Annotated in this window: 15 protein-coding genes; 5 read left to right on the top strand and 10 right to left on the bottom strand. The window is 45.4% G+C overall.

The annotated features are described in order from the left end of the window. Nucleotides 1–3: 3 nt before the first annotated feature. Both C0J08_RS07130 and C0J08_RS07125 read right to left on the bottom strand, forming a co-directional pair. The gene (locus C0J08_RS07130) at nucleotides 4–1,122 is read right to left on the bottom strand and encodes a muconate/chloromuconate family cycloisomerase (protein ID WP_212655405.1); all 1,119 of its coding nucleotides are present in this window, start codon (nucleotides 1,120–1,122) and stop codon (nucleotides 4–6) included. A gap of 423 nt (nucleotides 1,123–1,545) precedes the next feature. Next, nucleotides 1,546–2,547 carry a DctP family TRAP transporter solute-binding subunit gene (locus C0J08_RS07125; protein ID WP_249344545.1) on the bottom strand — a complete coding sequence of 334 codons (1,002 nt, stop codon included), beginning with the start codon at nucleotides 2,545–2,547 and terminating at the stop codon, nucleotides 1,546–1,548. A gap of 189 nt (nucleotides 2,548–2,736) precedes the next feature. Between C0J08_RS07125 and C0J08_RS07120 the strand changes: the two genes are divergently transcribed. Further along, entirely contained in the window at nucleotides 2,737–3,645 is a 909-nt protein-coding gene (locus C0J08_RS07120) for a LysR family transcriptional regulator (protein WP_212655404.1), read from the top strand. An 11-nt stretch (nucleotides 3,646–3,656) separates the two neighbouring features. Here C0J08_RS07120 and C0J08_RS07115 read toward each other — a convergent pair whose 3' ends face one another. Further along, a complete protein-coding gene (locus C0J08_RS07115) occupies nucleotides 3,657–4,436 on the bottom strand; it encodes an IclR family transcriptional regulator domain-containing protein (protein WP_212655403.1) in 780 nt (259 codons plus the stop codon). A 206-nt stretch (nucleotides 4,437–4,642) separates the two neighbouring features. Here C0J08_RS07115 and C0J08_RS07110 point away from each other — a divergent pair, with 206 nt between their 5' ends. From C0J08_RS07110 to C0J08_RS07095, 4 genes are read left to right on the top strand one after another with little or no spacing between them, the layout of a single operon-like run. Further along, on the top strand, nucleotides 4,643–5,458 hold the full coding sequence (locus C0J08_RS07110) for a CoA transferase subunit A (protein ID WP_212655402.1): 816 nt from the start codon (nucleotides 4,643–4,645) through the stop codon (nucleotides 5,456–5,458). Nucleotide 5,459: 1 nt separating this feature from the next. After that, nucleotides 5,460–6,284, top strand: coding sequence for a CoA-transferase subunit beta (locus C0J08_RS07105; protein ID WP_212655401.1), 825 nt, complete (start codon nucleotides 5,460–5,462; stop codon nucleotides 6,282–6,284). Next, nucleotides 6,281–7,492 (top strand): 3-oxoadipyl-CoA thiolase, encoded by a 1,212-nt coding sequence (gene pcaF, locus C0J08_RS07100; protein WP_212655400.1) that lies wholly within the window; start codon nucleotides 6,281–6,283, stop codon nucleotides 7,490–7,492. The genes C0J08_RS07105 and pcaF overlap by 4 nt, the downstream gene beginning before the upstream one ends. After that, nucleotides 7,492–8,259: an alpha/beta fold hydrolase gene (locus C0J08_RS07095; protein ID WP_212655399.1), complete on the top strand. Its 768-nt coding sequence runs from the start codon at nucleotides 7,492–7,494 to the stop codon at nucleotides 8,257–8,259. The genes pcaF and C0J08_RS07095 overlap by 1 nt, the downstream gene beginning before the upstream one ends. A 90-nt stretch (nucleotides 8,260–8,349) precedes the next feature. Here C0J08_RS07095 and C0J08_RS07090 read toward each other — a convergent pair whose 3' ends face one another. The 7 genes from C0J08_RS07090 to C0J08_RS07060 all read right to left on the bottom strand — a co-directional run bounded on the left by C0J08_RS07090 (nucleotide 8,350) and on the right by C0J08_RS07060 (nucleotide 18,324). Then, nucleotides 8,350–9,354, bottom strand: a complete 1,005-nt coding sequence (locus C0J08_RS07090; RefSeq protein WP_212655398.1) for a lipid A deacylase LpxR family protein — start codon at nucleotides 9,352–9,354, stop codon at nucleotides 8,350–8,352. Nucleotides 9,355–9,827: 473 nt separating this feature from the next. Further along, nucleotides 9,828–11,081 (bottom strand): sirohydrochlorin chelatase, encoded by a 1,254-nt coding sequence (locus C0J08_RS07085; RefSeq protein ID WP_212655397.1) that lies wholly within the window; start codon nucleotides 11,079–11,081, stop codon nucleotides 9,828–9,830. 83 nt (nucleotides 11,082–11,164) lie between these two features. Further along, nucleotides 11,165–15,046, bottom strand: a complete 3,882-nt coding sequence (gene cobN / locus C0J08_RS07080; protein ID WP_212655396.1) for a cobaltochelatase subunit CobN — start codon at nucleotides 15,044–15,046, stop codon at nucleotides 11,165–11,167. A gap of 83 nt (nucleotides 15,047–15,129) precedes the next feature. Next, nucleotides 15,130–16,212 (bottom strand): cobalamin biosynthesis protein CobW, encoded by a 1,083-nt coding sequence (gene cobW / locus C0J08_RS07075; protein WP_212655395.1) that lies wholly within the window; start codon nucleotides 16,210–16,212, stop codon nucleotides 15,130–15,132. Nucleotides 16,213–16,251: 39 nt separating this feature from the next. Beyond that, the gene (cobM, locus tag C0J08_RS07070) at nucleotides 16,252–17,025 is read right to left on the bottom strand and encodes a precorrin-4 C(11)-methyltransferase (RefSeq protein ID WP_212655394.1); all 774 of its coding nucleotides are present in this window, start codon (nucleotides 17,023–17,025) and stop codon (nucleotides 16,252–16,254) included. 31 nt (nucleotides 17,026–17,056) lie between these two features. Then, a complete protein-coding gene (cobJ, locus tag C0J08_RS07065; protein ID WP_212655393.1) occupies nucleotides 17,057–17,833 on the bottom strand; it encodes a precorrin-3B C(17)-methyltransferase in 777 nt (258 codons plus the stop codon). A 125-nt stretch (nucleotides 17,834–17,958) separates the two neighbouring features. Continuing rightward, nucleotides 17,959–18,324 carry an MliC family protein gene (locus tag C0J08_RS07060; RefSeq protein ID WP_212655392.1) on the bottom strand — a complete coding sequence of 122 codons (366 nt, stop codon included), beginning with the start codon at nucleotides 18,322–18,324 and terminating at the stop codon, nucleotides 17,959–17,961. Nucleotides 18,325–18,393 lie beyond the last annotated feature (69 nt).

Genomic DNA, 18,393 nt, shown 5'->3' with positions numbered 1-18,393 from the left:
GTGTTATTTACGTCGATAAAGCGCCAGCTTTTCTTCGTCAATTTCAATACCTAAACCAGGCGCATCCGGTACATCTACCCCATTGTTATGGTAGCGAAGTGGCTGTTTGATAATGTCATCTTGTAAAAGAAGAGGACCAAACATTTCACTTCCCCAATGCAATTTCGGTAAGGTAGACCAAGCATGTATTGACACCGCAGTACCAATGGAACCTTCTAATAAAGTACCACCATATAATTCCATACCTGACGCCGATGACACGGTCGCCGCATAAAGCGCTTCAATTGGTCCACCCGCTTTGGCAATTTTCAAGGCGATACCACCATTAAAACCACGCTGAGCAAGCTGGAAAACATCTGAAGCATCGGCAACACCTTCATCCGCCAAAATAGGAATCGTGAATTTTTGCGATAATCGGACTAAAGCATCCCATTCTTTTGCAGGGGTTGGCTGTTCAACTAAGTCCACGCCCGCTTCTTGAAGCGCCGCCATGCCTTTTGCTGCTGTTGACTCATCCCATGCTTGGTTTACGTCGACTCGCACACTCGCGCTATCGCCCAATGCCGCTTTGATAGCCGCCACATGAGCCACATCGTCATTAACATGTCGAGAACCGATTTTCAGTTTGAAGTCGCAATGACGACCGCTAGCGATCAGTGCTTTTGCTTCTGCAATGTCTTTATCTGTATCGCCAGAGGCCAATACCCAAAGACAAGGAATATGTTGATGAACAGCGCCGCCCAAGAGAGTAGAGACAGGAACACCTAAATGCTTGCCTTGCAAATCCAACAATGCGGTTTGCAAAGCTGATTTAGCAATCATATTGCCTCGTACAGACATGCTTAAACGTTGAATAAGAAATTTGATGCTATGAAGTGGCTGATCGATAAGCAAAGGAGCAAGGTAAGTATCGATGTTCGTTTTAATACTTTCTGGGCTTTCTGGGCCATAAGCCAAACCGCCAATAGTGGTGCCTTCACCTAAGCCTTCACGACCTTGATCATCCTTGATACGAACAATCACCATGGTTTGCACGGCCATAGATGTCATGGATAATTTATGAGGGCGAATCGTGGGAATATCCACAAGCATTGTTTCAATGTGAGTAATTTTCGATGTCATGCTAAGGTGCATCCGTTTATTGTTTTTTCTTACGATAGCCCCCGGTAAAACCCTTCACAAATATCAATTTAGTTGTATGAGATACCTTAAAAGTATTGCTCAGCAATTTCACATTGTTAACGAAATAGAAAATCCAAGCCAATCCTAGTATTTACGCCTATTCACACATTAATCAGAGCCATAAATCATTATTATCCCCTCTAAAACATCTAAAAACCCTCATCACTCAAACTTGATCTAGATCAAACTTTAGAGCGAGTTCACTCTGTAATACCTTAAAAGTCTTATTGAAACCATGAAATGAAATGAAATGGATGTATCTAGGCATTTTAGAAGGGATAGTGAGGAAATACGTTAGCGAATCCAGCCAGTATGTCAGAGATAACAAGTGCCTTTGTAACAAGGCACTTGCTGGTATTTGATTTATGCCCCTGCTGCCGTTTCGATTAAACCTTTACCAATCGAACCTTCAAACTCTTTCCAAATAGGAGACATGGTATTGACCCATTCCGCTCGCTGTTCAGGAGTTAAGGTATTTATTTTTCCGCCTGCACGAAGGATATTCTCACGATTCACCGCATCTTTTTCTTTTACTAGCTTGTTGGCGGATTCCGTTGCCCTATCCACCAGACCTAAAAATTGTGCGCGATCCTCATCAGACAAACTGTTTAAAAAATCGCTCGACGTGACAAACAAATAAGCAAGAACTTGATGGTTAGTCTCGGTGATACTGTCTTGAACTTCGTAAAATTTCTTCGTGTAGATGTTTGACCAAGTGTTTTCCTGACCATCGACCACGCCAGTTTGCAAAGCGCCATACACTTCAGAGAAAGCCATGACTTGTGGCGAAGCCCCCATCGCACGGATCATTTCTTTTGCAATTTTCGATGATTGCACACGTATTTTTAATCCTTTGGCATCACTCGGCACAATCAAAGGCTTGTTGGCAGTAAAGTATTTCATGCCGGACATCCAATAACCCAAACCAACGAAGCCGGCAGAGTCTTCCATCACATTCAATAAATCTTTGGCTTCCGGTGTTTTTGTAAAACGAATAATCTGATCTAGATCTTTGAATAAAAACGGTAAGTCAAATACCGCGTATTTATCTGTAAAAGCGCCAAACTTTGCGATGGAAGGCGCAAGTAACTGTACATCTCCCAATAACAAGGCTTCCAGCTCTTTTGAGTCCCCAAAGAGTGTGGAGTTTGGGTAAACCTCAATGCACAATTTGCCATTCATTTCCCGATTAACATTCGCGGCAAATTCATTGATCAATATGACTTTGGGGTGCGTGGTCCCCCCCGTTACATGACTGAATTTCACAACTCGCTCACCAGGATCACATTCTGAGGCGTGAACAACACCGCTCAATAAAGAGGTGCACAAAGCAAAAGCAGTCAAACTCGAAGGTATTTTTTTCATTAGAAGTTACCTATTTTTTATAGTTATTATTTGCTGATTCAAATGATGTGCAGTAAGTTGCTTACTGGCTCTATCAAATGGTTTCCATGCTTGAAGGTATATTTTATTAGGCAGGAACGATCTACATTAGACTCGGTAGATAGAGAGAACCAATATCAATTAAGTTGTTTGCAATACCTTGGGGGTATAATGGAGTTAAGACATCTACGTTATTTCTGTGCGGTTGCTGAGGAAAAAAATCTCACTCGCGCCGCTGAAAAACTCTTTATTGCGCAACCGCCATTAACAAGGCAGATAAAGCAATTGGAGGAAGATGTCGGTGCGCAACTTTTTGATCGCCACTCAAGAGGACTGACGCTAACACCCGCAGGTGAATACTTCTGGGAACAAGCAAAACAAATGCTGGCGAAAGCCGATATGGTCATTGAAAATACTTGCCGCATTGCAGAGGAACAAAAAGCCGTTTTCAGTATTGGCTTTGTTCCCTCCGTGTTTTACGGCCAACTGCCCTCTTTAGTACGAGATTTGCGTCAACAAACCAACGCCAATATTTTGATGCATGACTTAAAGACGGGCGAACAGATAGAGGCATTAAAGACAGGTAAAATAGATATTGGTTTTGGTCGCTTAACCATTCCCGATGATCAGGTCGAACAGACCATCTTGTTCCAAGAGCCTTTATTAGTCGCCTTGCATGTTGGCCATCCGCTTCTTCAAAAAGGAGAACCGACACTGGAAGAGCTGGCGAAAATGCCAATGATTTTATACCCAGCAAGCAAAGCGGCGACACCCACTTTTGCCGATATTTGTACCTCGCTATTTACCAGCCGTGGGCTAACCACCAAAGTGACTCAACAGGTCAACGATCTGCAAACCGCATTAGGATTGGTGGCATCTGAAATGGGCTTTACTCTGGTCTCCGAGCAAGTAAGACATTTTGGACGAGATGATGTGGTGTTTATTCCTTTGCAAGATAAGTCCATCACCTGTCCCGTTATATTTAGTCGTCGCAAAGAGCCCATGGACTCCATTACGGCACTGGCGGTTGATATTCTCAAGAACCTAATTAAAAACCGTCAGAACGGCTTATTTCATTGATGATAGCAAGGTTATTTTGTATGCAAGCGAATCTGTTCTGCCGCTTCCTGTAACACAGGCAAACATTCTTCAATCAAGGTTTGATGACTCACGCGTGATGCATTGGTACTAAGGTTTATCGCCCCCAGTAACGTGCCATCAAAAGTGAACGCTGGCACTGCCAAGGAGCGTAAGCCAAGATCCAACTCCTGATCCACCACGCAATAATTCTGTTCGCCAACTACTACAAGCATTTGCTCAAATTCCGACTTATCGACAATGCTGTGTTGAGTGTAGGCATTAAGAGTGGCCTTTTTCAGCCAATTTTTTCGTTCTTCGGCAGGCAGTTTCGCCACCAGCATTCGCCCCATTGAAGTATATGCAGCAGGCAAACGAGTCCCTGCACTTAACGTGATCGACATTAAACGGTGGGCGGCTGGCGAGCGAACCACATACATAATATCTTGTTGATCCAACACAGCGAGAGACGAAGATTCACCTAATCGCGCGGTAATATCATGCAGATAATGCTCCACCACGCTAAGATGATCATTGCTAACATTGTAGGCGTAACCAAGCGCCAACACTTTAGGCGTTAACGTAAACTTCCGCCCTTCTCGCTTAATGTATCCGAGCGCATGAAGAGTCAGCAAAAAGCGTCGGGCTTTGGCTCTGTCCATGCCAGTTTGCTCTGCTACTTCGGACAACGTCATATCTTTATGCTGCGGATCAAATGCCATAATCACATCCAGCCCAGATGCCAATGCACCCACATAGTCACGATGATCTGGTGACAGCTTTTCCTCACTCATACCCTTTTTACTCATTACTATTAATAACCCCGCCATTATTTATGATTCATTACAGGCCCGCTAGAGGGAAGCGACTTTTCAGCGCATTTTTTATCTAAATCAAGAGAAAAAAGACAAATACAAAATTTTAACTTGACCACTAATCTTGGATTGATTTATCTTGTTCGTATTGCAAACTTAAATTCGCATAACGAACAGGATACATTATGACTAAGTTTATGACACTAAAAGAGGCCATCGCGACCTACATAAAAGATGGCGACACCATTTCACTTGAAGGCTTTACTCACCTCATCCCTTTTGCGGCTGGGCATGAAATCATCCGCCAGAAAAAGCGCGACTTGGCACTCATTCGTATGACACCTGATCTGATTTATGACCAATTAGTCGGTGCAGGCTGTGTACGCAAACTGACCTTTTCTTGGGGTGGCAACCCTGGTGTTGGCTCCCTTCACCGTGTTCGTGATGCCATAGAACATGACTATCCCTGCAAACTAGAAACGGTTGAACACAGCCATGCCGCCATGGCAAACGCCTATGAAGCCGGCGCGGCAGGACTGCCTTTGGCGGTTTTCCGTGGCTATGTTGGTAGTGAATTACCTCAGGTAAACAAAGAGATTGCCTCTATCACCTGCCCTTTCACTGGCGAACAGTTGGCAGCCATTCCTGCTATTAGACCCGATGTGGGCATTATTCATGCTCAAAAAGCCGACCGAGCTGGCAATGTGCTTATCGAAGGGATTATTGGCGTGCAAAAAGAAGTTGTCTTGTCCTCTAAACGCAGCATTGTCACAGTTGAAGAGATTGTCGATGACTTAGACGTTACACCAAACGCCTGTGTCTTACCCGCTTGGACAATTGACGCGATTGCCGTCGCACCAGAAGGCGCAAAACCCTCTTATACACTCGGCTATTACGACAGAGACAACAATTATTACAAACAATGGGACAGCATCAGTCGTGATCGAGATAGCTTCAACCAATGGTTGGAATCCCATGTGTTTGGCCAAGGAGAAGTTTAATATGACAACACATAACGAATACACTTCCGCCGAAATGATGACCATCACAGCGGCACGCGCTTTAAGCAATGACATGACTTGCTTTGTCGGAATTGGTTTACCCAGCGAAGCGGCTAACGTAGCCCGTTTAACTCATGCTCCAGATGTCACCTTGATCTACGAATCCGGCACTTTGCAAACCAAACCAGATGTATTGCCTTTGTCGATTGGCGATGGTGAACTCTGTGAATCGGCGCTTACCACCGTCTCTGTACCAGAAATGTTCCGTTACTGGCTACAAGGTGGACACATTGATGTTGGCTTTTTAGGCACAGCGCAAATCGACCGTTTTGCTAACCTCAACACCACGGTCATTGCCGCTAACCACCCTGAAGAAGGGAAAAACGGTGCGCACAGTTATGCCAACCCTAAAGTTCGTTTACCTGGCGGCGGCGGTGCTCCTGAAATTTCCACCAATGCAAAAGAAGTCTTTATCACTGTTAAGCATTCCAAACGTACTTTTGTAAAAGACGTAGACTTCATCACAACTATTGGTTTTGGTCGTGATGGCAAAGGTCGCGAAAACCTACCCAATATTGGTCGCGGGCCAAGTGTGGTGATTACCGATTTGTGTATCCTAAAACCCGACCCAGCCACCAAAGAATTGATTGTGACTAGCTTACACCCTGGCACAACAAAAGAAGACGTTATTGAAGCAACGGGATGGGAAATCAAATTTGCCGACTCTCTTGAGACCACACCCGCGCCAAACGAACAAGAGCTGCAAGTATTACGCGAATTAAAAGCCCGAACTGAAAAAGCACACAGTGCCCAGGAGGCAAAATGAGTTCTGTTTACATCTGTCATCCTAAACGCTCTGCTGTTGGCCGTTACGCCGGATCCCTTGCGGCCGTTCGTCCTGACGACATGCTAGCTCAAGTCATTCAATCTGTATTGAAAGATGCCCCAGATCTCGACCCTGCGGCCATTGATGACGCGATTTTTGGTTGCGCCAATCAATCAGGTGAAGACAATCGTAACGTGGCACGCATGGCCACCCTTCTATCGGGTATGCCTTATAGCGTCTCTGCAACGACAATAAACCGCTTATGTGGATCAGGTATGGACGCTGTTGGCGCTGCATTCCGAGCCATTCAAGCAGGTGAAGCAGACTTGATGCTTGCCGGCGGTGTTGAGTCCATGTCTCGCGCGCCATTTGTTATGGGTAAACCCAATGCGGCATACGATAGACAGCAAAAATTAGAAGACACCACCATGGGCTGGCGTTTTATCAACCCTGTCTTAAAGTCTTTGTATGGCACAGAATCCATGCCGGAAACCGCGGAAAATATTGCTGAGCGCTACAAGATAACTCGCGAACAACAAGATGCATTCGCTTTACGCTCTCAACAAAAAGCCAAAGCAGCACAAGAAGCCGGTCGTTTTGCTGAAGAAATCACACCAATCACGATTCAACCAAGACGCGGCAACCTAATTGTTGTCGATCAAGATGAACATTTACGTCCTGACACCACCTTGGAAGACTTAGCCAAGCTGAAAGCCCCATTTCGAAACAATGGTTCAGTAACAGCAGGTAACGCATCTGGCATAAACGACGGAGCGGCGGCCATGTTAATTGCAAGTAAAGCCGCAGTCGAAAGCCAAAAGTTAGAGCCTCTGGCGAAAATCATCGGCATGGCAACGGCCGGTGTTGAACCCACAGTAATGGGCATGGGTCCCGTTCCTGCGGTGCAAAAATTGCTAAAGCGTACCGGTCTTTCTCTTGCGGATATGGATGTGATCGAATTAAATGAAGCCTTTGCGGTACAAGGCTTAGCCTGCATTCAAGAATTGGGGCTTTCACCTGAAGACGAACGCATTAATCCAAATGGCGGTGCTATTGCTCTTGGCCATCCATTAGGTATGTCAGGTGCTCGCCTATTACAATCTGCCGCTATGCAGCTAAAACGCACAGGTGGACGCTATGCATTGTGCACCATGTGTATTGGCGTCGGACAAGGCATTGCGATGCTGATCGAACGGAGCGACATTTAATGAAGAAATTATTTTTTACCTTTGAAGGCGATAGCCATAAACCCGTTATCGTCCTTGGTCATCCTTTAGGCATGAACAGCCGAGTTTGGGATGGCATTGTCCCTGAATTACTAAAAGATTTTCGAATCATTCGCTGGGATCTTCCTGGTCACGGCTTAAGCGCCCCCCTTGACTCAAGCGCTTCACCGTTAACACCCAACGCGTTGATTGACCCCTTAATTGCAAAATGTGATGAGCTGGGCATCGAAAAATTTCATTATGTGGGAACGTCTATTGGCGGCATGATTGGTCAACAACTCGTCACCCAACACCCTGAGCGTTTGTTAAGTGCCACCTTAACCAACACGGGGGCAAAAATTGGCAGCCAAGAGGCGTGGCTAACTCGTCAAAAAGATGTGATGACGTTGGGACTAGAAAGTATGGCACCAACCTTAGTGTTACGCTGGTTTAGTGAAGACAGTGTGAAAACTAACCCGACGTTAGCCACTTACTGGCAGGAACAACTCGCCAAAGTAGATGACTTTAGTTACGGTGAGCTTTGCGCATGGCTTGGCAATATGGATCTCAATGATTCATTAAAATCAAGTTCGCTACCAATACAATTAATCTGTGGTGAGAAAGATGTCGCAACCACGCCAGAACTGATGAAAACACTCGCTTCATCACTACAGGTTAATAAGCTAGAAATTATAGAGAAGATTGGCCATGTGCCATCGGTAGAATCACCAGATCAACTCACCAGCCTAATTAAAGGCTTTATCTCATAATAATCGGTTTTTCACCATCTATACTTCGCCCCAAGAGCTTTAGTAGGCTCTCGGGGCGATCGTATTGGAAAACAAATAAATCAGACGTGGTTATATTTGCCAAGCAAAGGTCAAGGTGCCATAACGAGTCTGTTCATCAAACTTTTTATCTGCATCACTACCATTGATAGTAAAAGGGGAATTAACCGCAAAAGACAGAGCGGACTCTCCCCATGAATAAGTTAATCCCGTGGTAAATATATTATTTCTATGGTTGTAATCAATAGATCGACTATCACGAAAAGTATTACCATCCGTAAAGATTTGATTAAAAACATAACCCGCTTTTAAACCGGCATAGACAAACCAACCATTCCCCACAGCAGTTGGATTAGCCATTCTGTTCTCCGATAACAAAACCGTTTGATACGAAACGGCTAAATTCCGTCCGTAGCGAAACATAAAACCGGTACTCACTGAACTTTTAATGGTTCCAACACTGATGTCAGCACCTGTTAGCAGATCCATAGTGTCTAGTTCTGATGCCCAAGAACGCCAAATACGACTGCGAGATAATTGAAATGCAACTTCCGTTTTCAGCTGAGTATCCCACCCCATAGGCTCTTGCGCACCAATAATACGGTGTACAACCTTTTGTGTTTGCTCCCCCAATGCAAGAGGACCGACAATACCGATTGTTGTACTTACACGATCTGCATGATCGCCTCGGGTAGCAATAAAAGTATTGTTAAGGCCTAACAAAGCCGAGTATGGAAAATCATTTTTCGGTGGATTTGGATCTTCAATATCATCCGAAGTATTGATAATTTGTCCAATACCATAGATATTGGCGGAGCTTTCTACTGGCCCTGAGGGCATAGTCCACATAAGCGGTTTTACCCAAAAATCTGGAGTGTGATCAGAAGCATCACTATCTCTTAAGTCGTACCATGAAACATAAAGCCCATTGGTATAACCATTGTCTTCATACACAAAAACATCATTATCTAGCGTTGCTGAAACCCAACTTGTATCCGCAAAAACTGGCATCGTAGCTAACAGAGAAAAACTTAAAAGGTAATATTTAATGGCAGATACGTTGCTTAGCTTGAACATACCTCTTCTTGTATAACGGTTTACTGTTTGCACCTTGGCCCGACTCCCAATAAATATAATGAATGCGAACCATTATAAAGAGATCTTATAATAAAAACTGAGGCAAAAAGCATTTATAGAAATTAAACCCTAAAAGGAAAGTTATAAGGTGAATACATTCTAATTTGTCTATTTTGTGTAAAAAAATCCCAAAAACTAATTCCTTAATGTATTGGAATGACTAAATCAATTTTTTAGTTAACGCCCCATTTCTCCTACACAAAGACTTGCCAAACGAAATAGACTTACAACATGCATTAAAAAGAACCAAAAGTAGAAACAGTGGAAATCGAGCCCAACTCCGAGGACACGGTAAAGAATGAGGCAAGCTCTAGAGAAGAAAAAAGCGATATAACGCCTACGAGATAACGTATTTCGCTAATAAAAAAAATCAGAGCCTAGGCTCTGATTTTTTATCGTGATAACAAGGTCCATTATCGATGGGCAAACGCAGTTTTCGTGCAATCACCCTCGATTTTATCTTTCTCTTCTTCGAGAATCTCATCCGTAAACTGGCTCATAAAGCAGCAGCAAACCCCTTCACCAATCATAGTACGCGGTCCCATTGGGTGACCAATGTGCTTGTAAACACCATGGCTATGTCCGTGATCATGGGAATGCCCATGCGAATGGCTGTGCCCATGTGAGTGATCATGGCTATGACCGTGTGAATGGTCGTGGCTGTGGGAATGACCGTGGCTGTGATCATGCTTTAGCACTAAAGAGTGTGCATGATCATGACCTTCTGACTGAACCACATTCACATGCTTCGCATCAAACTCAGACAAACCTTGTGTATCATCTTGCGGATCTACAAACTCCGCATGGTGATGATGCACATCCACTTCACCAGCGGCAAGGCGGCGCTTGAAGGAGTTCATCAAGGTTTCTTCGCCCGTTTGCAGTTCTCCTTGCATGATCTCTTCAACACGGTTTTGAAAGGCATCAATCACGCGAGAGTGGTCACTTAGGTAATGAGTTTGAATCAATTCCACACCTGGGTTCGCTTCAGCCACTTTGTTCACATAACCTTGAATGCGTTTAATCAAACGACCGGTAAACAAGAAGTAAGGCGCCACCACAATGCGCTTAAAACCAAGCTTCATGAGTTTTTCAAGACCCACACCAACAGAAGGGTAAGTCACCCCAGAATAGACGGTATCCGCCCAACCAAAACCCATATTTTCATTGACGATACGAGTCAGCTTAGCGGCTTCGGCATTGGCCGACGTATCAGACGTACCACGCCCCACCACCACCAGCATGGTGTCGTATAAATTTTCTGGTGGGTTTTCAGGGTAAAGGCCAAGCGATTCATAAATGCGCGCTTGAAAGGCTTCGATCATGTCGTCTTGTAGGCCTAACTCACGACCGTAGGTAATATGCAAACCTGGGTGCTTTTCTTCGTACGTTGTCAGTACAGAAGGAATGTCGTTTTTCGCATGGGTCGCAGCAAACAACATACCCGGTACAGCGTAGATTTCTTCCACACCTTGGTTTACCAAGCTATTTAGCCCCATATGAATATTGGGCGCAGAAAATTCAAGAAAGCCATATTCCACAGGAAGGTCTGGATAACGCTCTTTAAGTCCTTTTGCCACTAAGCCAAATTCACGCTCCGCGTCTTTATCACGGCTGCCATGACCACAAATCATAATGCCCTTTTTGGCCTGTTCTTTATTGCTCATTTTTTCTCTCTACTTTAAATCATCTCTGCGACTAATCAGTTTAGATATTAGCCGCAAGGTTACAAGAGATCTTCTGCCCAAGATCACTGACGTTGCTCTTGCTGCTGATCTAAATCAAGCAACAAGGATTGAATTTTTTCTTTATGAGCATCGGCGTTTTGCCACATGCCTCGTTGTATCGCTTCTAATAAGCGCTCGCCCATTTCTTCCAGCGCATGGGGGTTATTATCGCGTATAAAGGCTTGATTGTCTGGATCAAGAAATAATCGATCGGTCACTTGTTCGTATTGATAATCCGACACTAAATCCGTTGTCGCGTCATAAGCAAATAGATAATCCACCGTAGCGGTCATTTCAAAAGCGCCTTTATAACCATGTGTTTGCATGGCTTCTATCCATTTAGGGTTCAGTACCCGTGATCTTACTACTCGGTTTAACTCTTCTTTCAAAGTGCGAATTTTGGGTGAGCTCGGATTCGAATGATCGTTGTGATACACACTCGGTGCTTGACCACGAAATTCCGTCACCGCGTTGGTCATGCCACCTTGGAATTGATAATAATCGTCTGAATCAAGAATATCATGTTCGCGGTTATCTTGGTTTTGTACAACCGCATCCAGTTGCGACAAACGCTCAACAAACGCCGCTTTGGCTTCTACCCCTTCGCCCTTATTATTTGTTCCGTCATTATTGGAACCGTATGCATAACCGCCCCAGTTCACATAAGCTTCCGCAAGATCCGCTTTGGTATCCCAGCAACGCTCGTCAATCAAGCCTTGCAACCCAGCACCATAGGCACCTGGTTTACTACCAAATACCCGATAGGAAGCTTGGCGGCTGGCTTCTTCCGCGCTCATACCTTGAGCGAGCAATTTGCTTTTGCGCGCTTCCACGTTAGCACGAATAACATTGCCATTGCCTGGCTCTTGATAATCGGCAATGGCTTGTACCGCGGCATCATAAAGGCGCATGACATTGGCAAAGGCATCACGAAAGAAGCCCGAAACGCGCAAGGTGACATCCACGCGTGGACGTCCTAATTGCATGCAGGAAAGAATTTCAAAATCCGTCACTCGGTTTGAACCAGCCGCCCAAATAGGACGCACTCCCATCAAAGCAAAGGCCTGTGCAATATCATCGCCGCCAGTTCGCATGGTGGCCGTTCCCCACACAGACAATCCCAAATCTTTTGGATAATCCCCATGCTCCTGTAAGTGTCGCTGGATTAACGCTTCGGCCGATTGCTGACCAATTGCCCACGCCGCTGGTGACGGAATGGCGCGATTATCCACCGAGAAGAAATTGCGTCCTGTCGGTAATGTGTCGAGCCGCCCACGTGTCGGCGCGCCACTAGGCCCTGGAGGAATAAAGCCCCCCGCCAACCCCGTAATCAAGGCTTGTATTTCATCCTGCGCACTTTGTTGCAAAGCAACTAATAGGCGCTTTTTACTGTGTGCCAATAGCATGGCGGTGTGAGGCAGCTTGGCGGCCAATTCCTCGGTTGATTCATTGCCCATCAAATGACTGAGCACCAAGGATTTAGCCAATAATTCTAAGCGCTCTTTGGTGTCGGCATGGGTTCGCCAAGCCAAACTACTTACCGCTAACAAGACGTCTGGCTTGTCACCAGCCCAAGACGTGCGCTCACTTTTCATTGGATCAAAGCCGTCGTGCTGCAATGACAAATCGTTCACTAATGCGTGCAAAATGCCTTGGCTAGTGATGTCACTGCCTCGTGGTAAACGCAACAAGGCCACCAGCGTATCCGCCAATTTATCGTCTTCGGGTAGCTCCCCTAAACGATGCAAACCATGGCGAATTTGAGCTTCTTTAATGTCACATAAATAGGCATCCAAACCTTCCAGCACAGTGTCTTCATTATCAGGTTCGATACCGGTTAACTCTTCCAATAAATGAGAGGTTTGGACTTTCTGAAGAATTTGCTCGCGCAACCAGCTTTCACGGCGCACATCCATTCCCATGGCTTGATAATATTCATCAACTAGATTTTCTAATTCGGCCATCTCGCCATAGGTTTCTGCACGTGTCATCGGCGGCATAAGATGGTCAATAATCACCGCTTGGGTACGACGCTTGGCTTGCGCCCCTTCCCCCGGATCATTCACGATAAAGGGATAAAAGTGTGGCATTGGCCCAAGGGCAATATCAGGCCAGCAAGAAGCAGACAAAGCCGTACCTTTGCCCGGTAACCATTCAAGGTTGCCATGTTTTCCCACGTGCACAAAGGCATCGACTTTGTAGACGTGACGCAGCCAAAAGTAAAAAGCCAAATAGCTGTGAGGCGGAATCAAATCTGGATCATGGTAGTTCGCCGCAAGATCCAAATTAAACCCACGGGCAGGCTGAATACCGACAAAGGTGTCACCTAAGCGAATCCCCGCCAACATGATACGACGCTGACCATTTTGCTCGCGGCATTTATGATCGTCTTCTGGCGGTCCCCAACGATCCCAAACCGCGTTTTGGCATTCCAACGGCAGCTGATAGAAATACTCTAAATAGTCTTCCAGGGCGAGACTCTGCCAGCAACCTCGTTCATGCAGACTATTGGGGTTATTGGTAACAGCCCCAAGCAATTCCTCGATCAAGGCATTGCCATGATCTGGAATATTCTCTATCGGATAACCAGCTTCTTCTAATGCTTTTAATAAATTAACCGCTGACGCTGGCGTATCCAGCCCAACCCCATTGCCAATACGGCCGTCTTTCGTTGGATAATTTGCCAACACAAAAGCAATGCGTTTTTCATGGTTGGGTTTACTGGCTAAATGGGCGAAGCGCATCGCCAGCTGAGCAACAAAACGCGCTCGCTCTTGGTGTAATTCGTAACGTACCAAATCCACTTGAGCGATGTCATTGTAGTGACTTAATGCTTTAAAACTCACAGCACGGGTAACAATGCGGCCGTCCATTTCAGGCAAAACAATCTGCATAGCCACATCACGACTGCGCAAGCCTTGCGTTTGCCCCTGCCAGTCTTCTTCAGTACTGCCTGACAAAATCAACTGCAGTACTGGAATGGGCGAAGCAAATGCGGATTGAAAATCTGTCGGTTCGGATGATAGATCAGGGCTGCCTACACGATTTGCGGCAAAGCCTGTGGTATTTAGAATGACTTTGGCTTGAGTGCGTTCCACTAGGGATTCAATTAAGCCTACGGACACATCATCTTTGAGTGAACTCACAGCCACAGCCAAAGGCACCAAGCCTTCTTGCTCCAATACCCCAATCAGGCCATCAAACATGGCGGTATTTCCGCTTTGTAAATGCGAGCGATAAAAAGCCAAAATGGCAACGGGACGATCTTCAGCCAAGCAATCTTTATAATGACGTTGCCATTGAGCAAACCCACTAGAATGACCAGCATGATAAATTAGCGCACTAGGTAAAGGCGCGGGTTCTTGCCAAGGACAAGTTTGATCAAGGTAACGATCTGCGAGGAAATAGAATAATTGCTGTGAATTGGTTTGGCCGCTTTCACGTAGATAGCGCCAAACACGATGACAGTCTTCTGGTTGCGCCGTAGACGCTCTCATTAATGCAGGATCTTGCGTATCGTCCCCCGGAACCACAATGAGAGTGCGCCCCGCTTTCCCTTTCGCCCAAGCTTGCAAACGCTGGAAACCATAGGACCAATAATGCTCCCCACCCAGTAGCGAAACCACCACGACTTTGGCGTGATCGAGCACCTTATGTTCGTATAAATCGTAAGCAGCGGGTTTGACCAGCTGCATCCAATTGGCCAGTCGAACACTCGGTAATCGCACTTCGTCCAATCCATCATTGGAACAACGGAAAGCTTCGATCTGGTCGAGAGCGCTACCCAGTGCGCCGAGTACACTATCAGCCGCCGCCAAAATCACTAAGTCTGCTGGCGTTTGACCAAGATCGACAATCCCCTCATCGTCGACAAAGCCACCCGGTTTGGCTGCTAATAAGTGCACTCTTTCTCCAGTGTATCAATCTTGTCATTCAGTTATTCGATATTTATGCGCGGCGCCACAAACGCAGCCGCTTCGTTTAAATATCAAGCACTCAAAGCATCGTGCAGAACATTCTCAATCTGCTCTTTACTAATGCCTTTACCAATAAAGACTAACTGAGTTTTACGCACTTCATCTGGCTGCCACAAACGATCAAAGTAACGGTCTATACGGGTACCCACCACTTGAAACACTTTACGCATCGGCTTGCCATGAACCGCCGCAAAACCTTTGATACGGAAAATATTGTGTTCTTCTACCAGCTGCGTCAGGGTTTCTTGCAAAAGATCCGTTTGCACTTCTCCTAACGTCACCACAAAAGAATCAAAATGATCATGAGCGTGTTCGTGATGCTCACCGTGCGCATGATGATGGTCGTGATGATTATGCACGTCATCAATGCGACTTTCCGTTGCAGCATCAATACCTAACAAAAGATCCAATGCGGCTTCACCGTTTTCGATATAAACGGTTTTAACCGTATTTGGCACTTCATTGGTAATGACAGCTTGAACTTGAGCACGTTCTTCGTCGCTCAATAAGTCGTTTTTACTGACGACAACCAGATCGGCGGCACTTAGCTGATCATCTAATAATTCTTGCAAACTAGGGTCGTGGTCCAAACTTTCATCCGCTAGACGTTGTGCCTGAACTTTGTCTTCATCATGAGCAAAACGACCCGCCGCAACAGCCGCGCCATCGACAACGGTAATCACCGCATCCACTGTGCAATGCTCTTTAATGCCTGGCCAGTTAAACGCTTGAACCAAAGGCTTTGGCAACGCCAAACCACTGGTTTCAATCAAAATATGATCAATGTCACCACGACGGGCGACCAACTGCTGCATTACAGGCAAAAACTCTTCTTCTACTGTGCAGCAAATGCAGCCATTGGCGAGTTCATAAAAGCCATCGTCACTGCGCTGGCTTCCTTCTTCCACACCTTCTGGACAATCAAGTGGACAAGAGCGCAAAAGATCTGAGTCGATGTCTAGCTCACCAAATTCATTAACAATGACTGCTATGCGCTTTCCAGCCGCTTGTTTAAGTACATTCGACAATAATGTTGTTTTACCACTGCCCAAAAAGCCAGTCACAATTGTTGTCGGTATTTTATTCAATTGCATGATTCATCCTTCTTACTTTCAGGGATCGTATTTTTAAAATTAGTTTTTCTTAGACTTATGTATCTTACGAAAAATATGCGCTTGCCCTTTATCGTACAAATAGGAGTCGGCAAAATCTTCTGTGTCTAATACCTTCCCGACCAAGATCAAACTGGTGCGAGTGAATTTTTTCTCTCTTACTTTGGCAACAATATCCGCTAAAGTTCCCACAACATAGTCCTGATCTGGCCAACTTGTGCGATAACACACAGCAACCGGACAATCTTCACCATAATGAGGAATGAGTTCTTCAACAATTTTATGAATGCGAGTAATGCCAAGATGAATGGCTAGTGTCGCGCCGCTTTGCGCTAACGCGGGCAATCGCTCTCTTTCTGGAAACGGGGTTTTACCTTCATAGCGGGTCATAATGACCGTTTGGGAAACGCCCGATAAGGTCAATTCTTTGCGAAGTAATGCCGCCGACGCCGCTACCGCACTGACGCCAGGAATCACTTCGTAATCAATGTCTAACGCTTCCAAGCGGCGAATTTGCTCACCGATAGCGCCATACAAAGCAGGATCACCAGACTGCAAACGGGCAACATCCTTGCCTTCTTGCGCGGCTTTTTCAATGACTGAGGTGGTTTCATCAAGGTTCATTTCCGCGGTATCGTAAATAGCCTCGGCGCTGCCACGTACGCTATCGATAACTTGTGTTGGAATAAGTGAGCCAGCATAAAGAATGATCGGACATCGCTCGATGGTTTTAACTGCTTTCACCGTCATTAAATCTGGATCACCAGGGCCTGCGCCAATAAAGTAAACCTTCATTTATTTCCCTTACTTAACCTTGATAAGCGCGTTACAGCTTTTTAGAGTAGCCACGCGGTGTGTAAATCCAATGCTTGTCACCATTGACTATGTGTTTCGTATCTGAGTTCCCTACGCTGACCATGGTAAACATGTCTACGTCTTTGGCATCTAATTCACCCAGTGTTGTAAAAGTAATCTCTTCTTCGGGACGAGTGAGCTGACGGCCAATCATCACAGGCGTACTAGCAGGACGATACTGCAACAAAACATCACGAGCATGATTCAATTGCCAGTCGCGTTTCTTCGAGACAGGGTTGTAAAAAGACACCACAAAGTCACCAGCACCACAAGCATGCAAGCGCTTATCTATGGTTTCCCATGGGGTTAATAAATCGGAGAGAGAGATGGTACAGAAATCATGACCAAGCATGGCCCCAACTCGACTGGCACCCGCTTGCATTGCAGATATACCCGGAATGACTTCCATATCGACATCCAACCATTCTGGATGGTCTTCTTTGCCTTGCAATTGCATATCCAGCAATTCAAACACCAAAGTCGCCATGGCATAAATGCCAATATCACCACTGGAAATCAAGGCTGTGCTTTTACCTTGCGAAGCCAAATCAAGGGCTAAGCGGGCGCGCCCTATCTCTTCACCAAGTGGTAAGTTATGGAAGGTTTTGCCCTCACTGAGTTCGCCTAATAGATCTAAATAATAGCCATAAGCAACCCAATCGCTGCATACGCTCAAGGCTTTAGTGGCGTTTGGTGCAACTAAGCCCAAATCACCGGGCCCCATACCCATTACAAATAACTTGCTCATCGAATCTCTACAATATAATCAAGCGCTTAGGTGCGCGAATGAGACCATTGTACACGGATTGCAATTATGACGGGATGAAAACACCACGATTTAAAGTGAGCAATGCTCAGGTAACAAGGTGGTGATTAAGATTCAATACGAACCAAATGACAATGCGCTTTCTCTTGAGTATTAAACTCTAACTCAGCTTCGTCACCATGAATCCAAAAGGACAAGCCCTCACCCAAGTAAAATGAGCCAGACGCACTAACAGCATGAGTCAACAAATAACTTTTGTCCTTCCAAGACATCTTGGCTTGATCTGCATGAAAGAATATATTCAATGGCGCGTTGTCACAAAGATAGTCGGCTGAATTGGTCTGATCGATATCTTCTAATTCATATGAACCATCATCTAAAGCCGTATCTTTGTGTATAGAACTACAAGCTGTAACTCCAAAGAAGGCAATACCAACGAAAACAATTTGTAACAGAAACTTTTTAATCTGCACTCTATGAGACTCCATTCAAAACGTTAACAACCTAATCCTGACCAAAAGGTCATTTCAATAAACACCTAC

This window comes from Marinomonas sp. CT5, from assembly GCF_018336975.1.
In the GTDB taxonomy this organism is placed as follows: domain Bacteria; phylum Pseudomonadota; class Gammaproteobacteria; order Pseudomonadales; family Marinomonadaceae; genus Marinomonas.
This window is presented reverse-complemented; position numbering and strand designations above follow the sequence as displayed.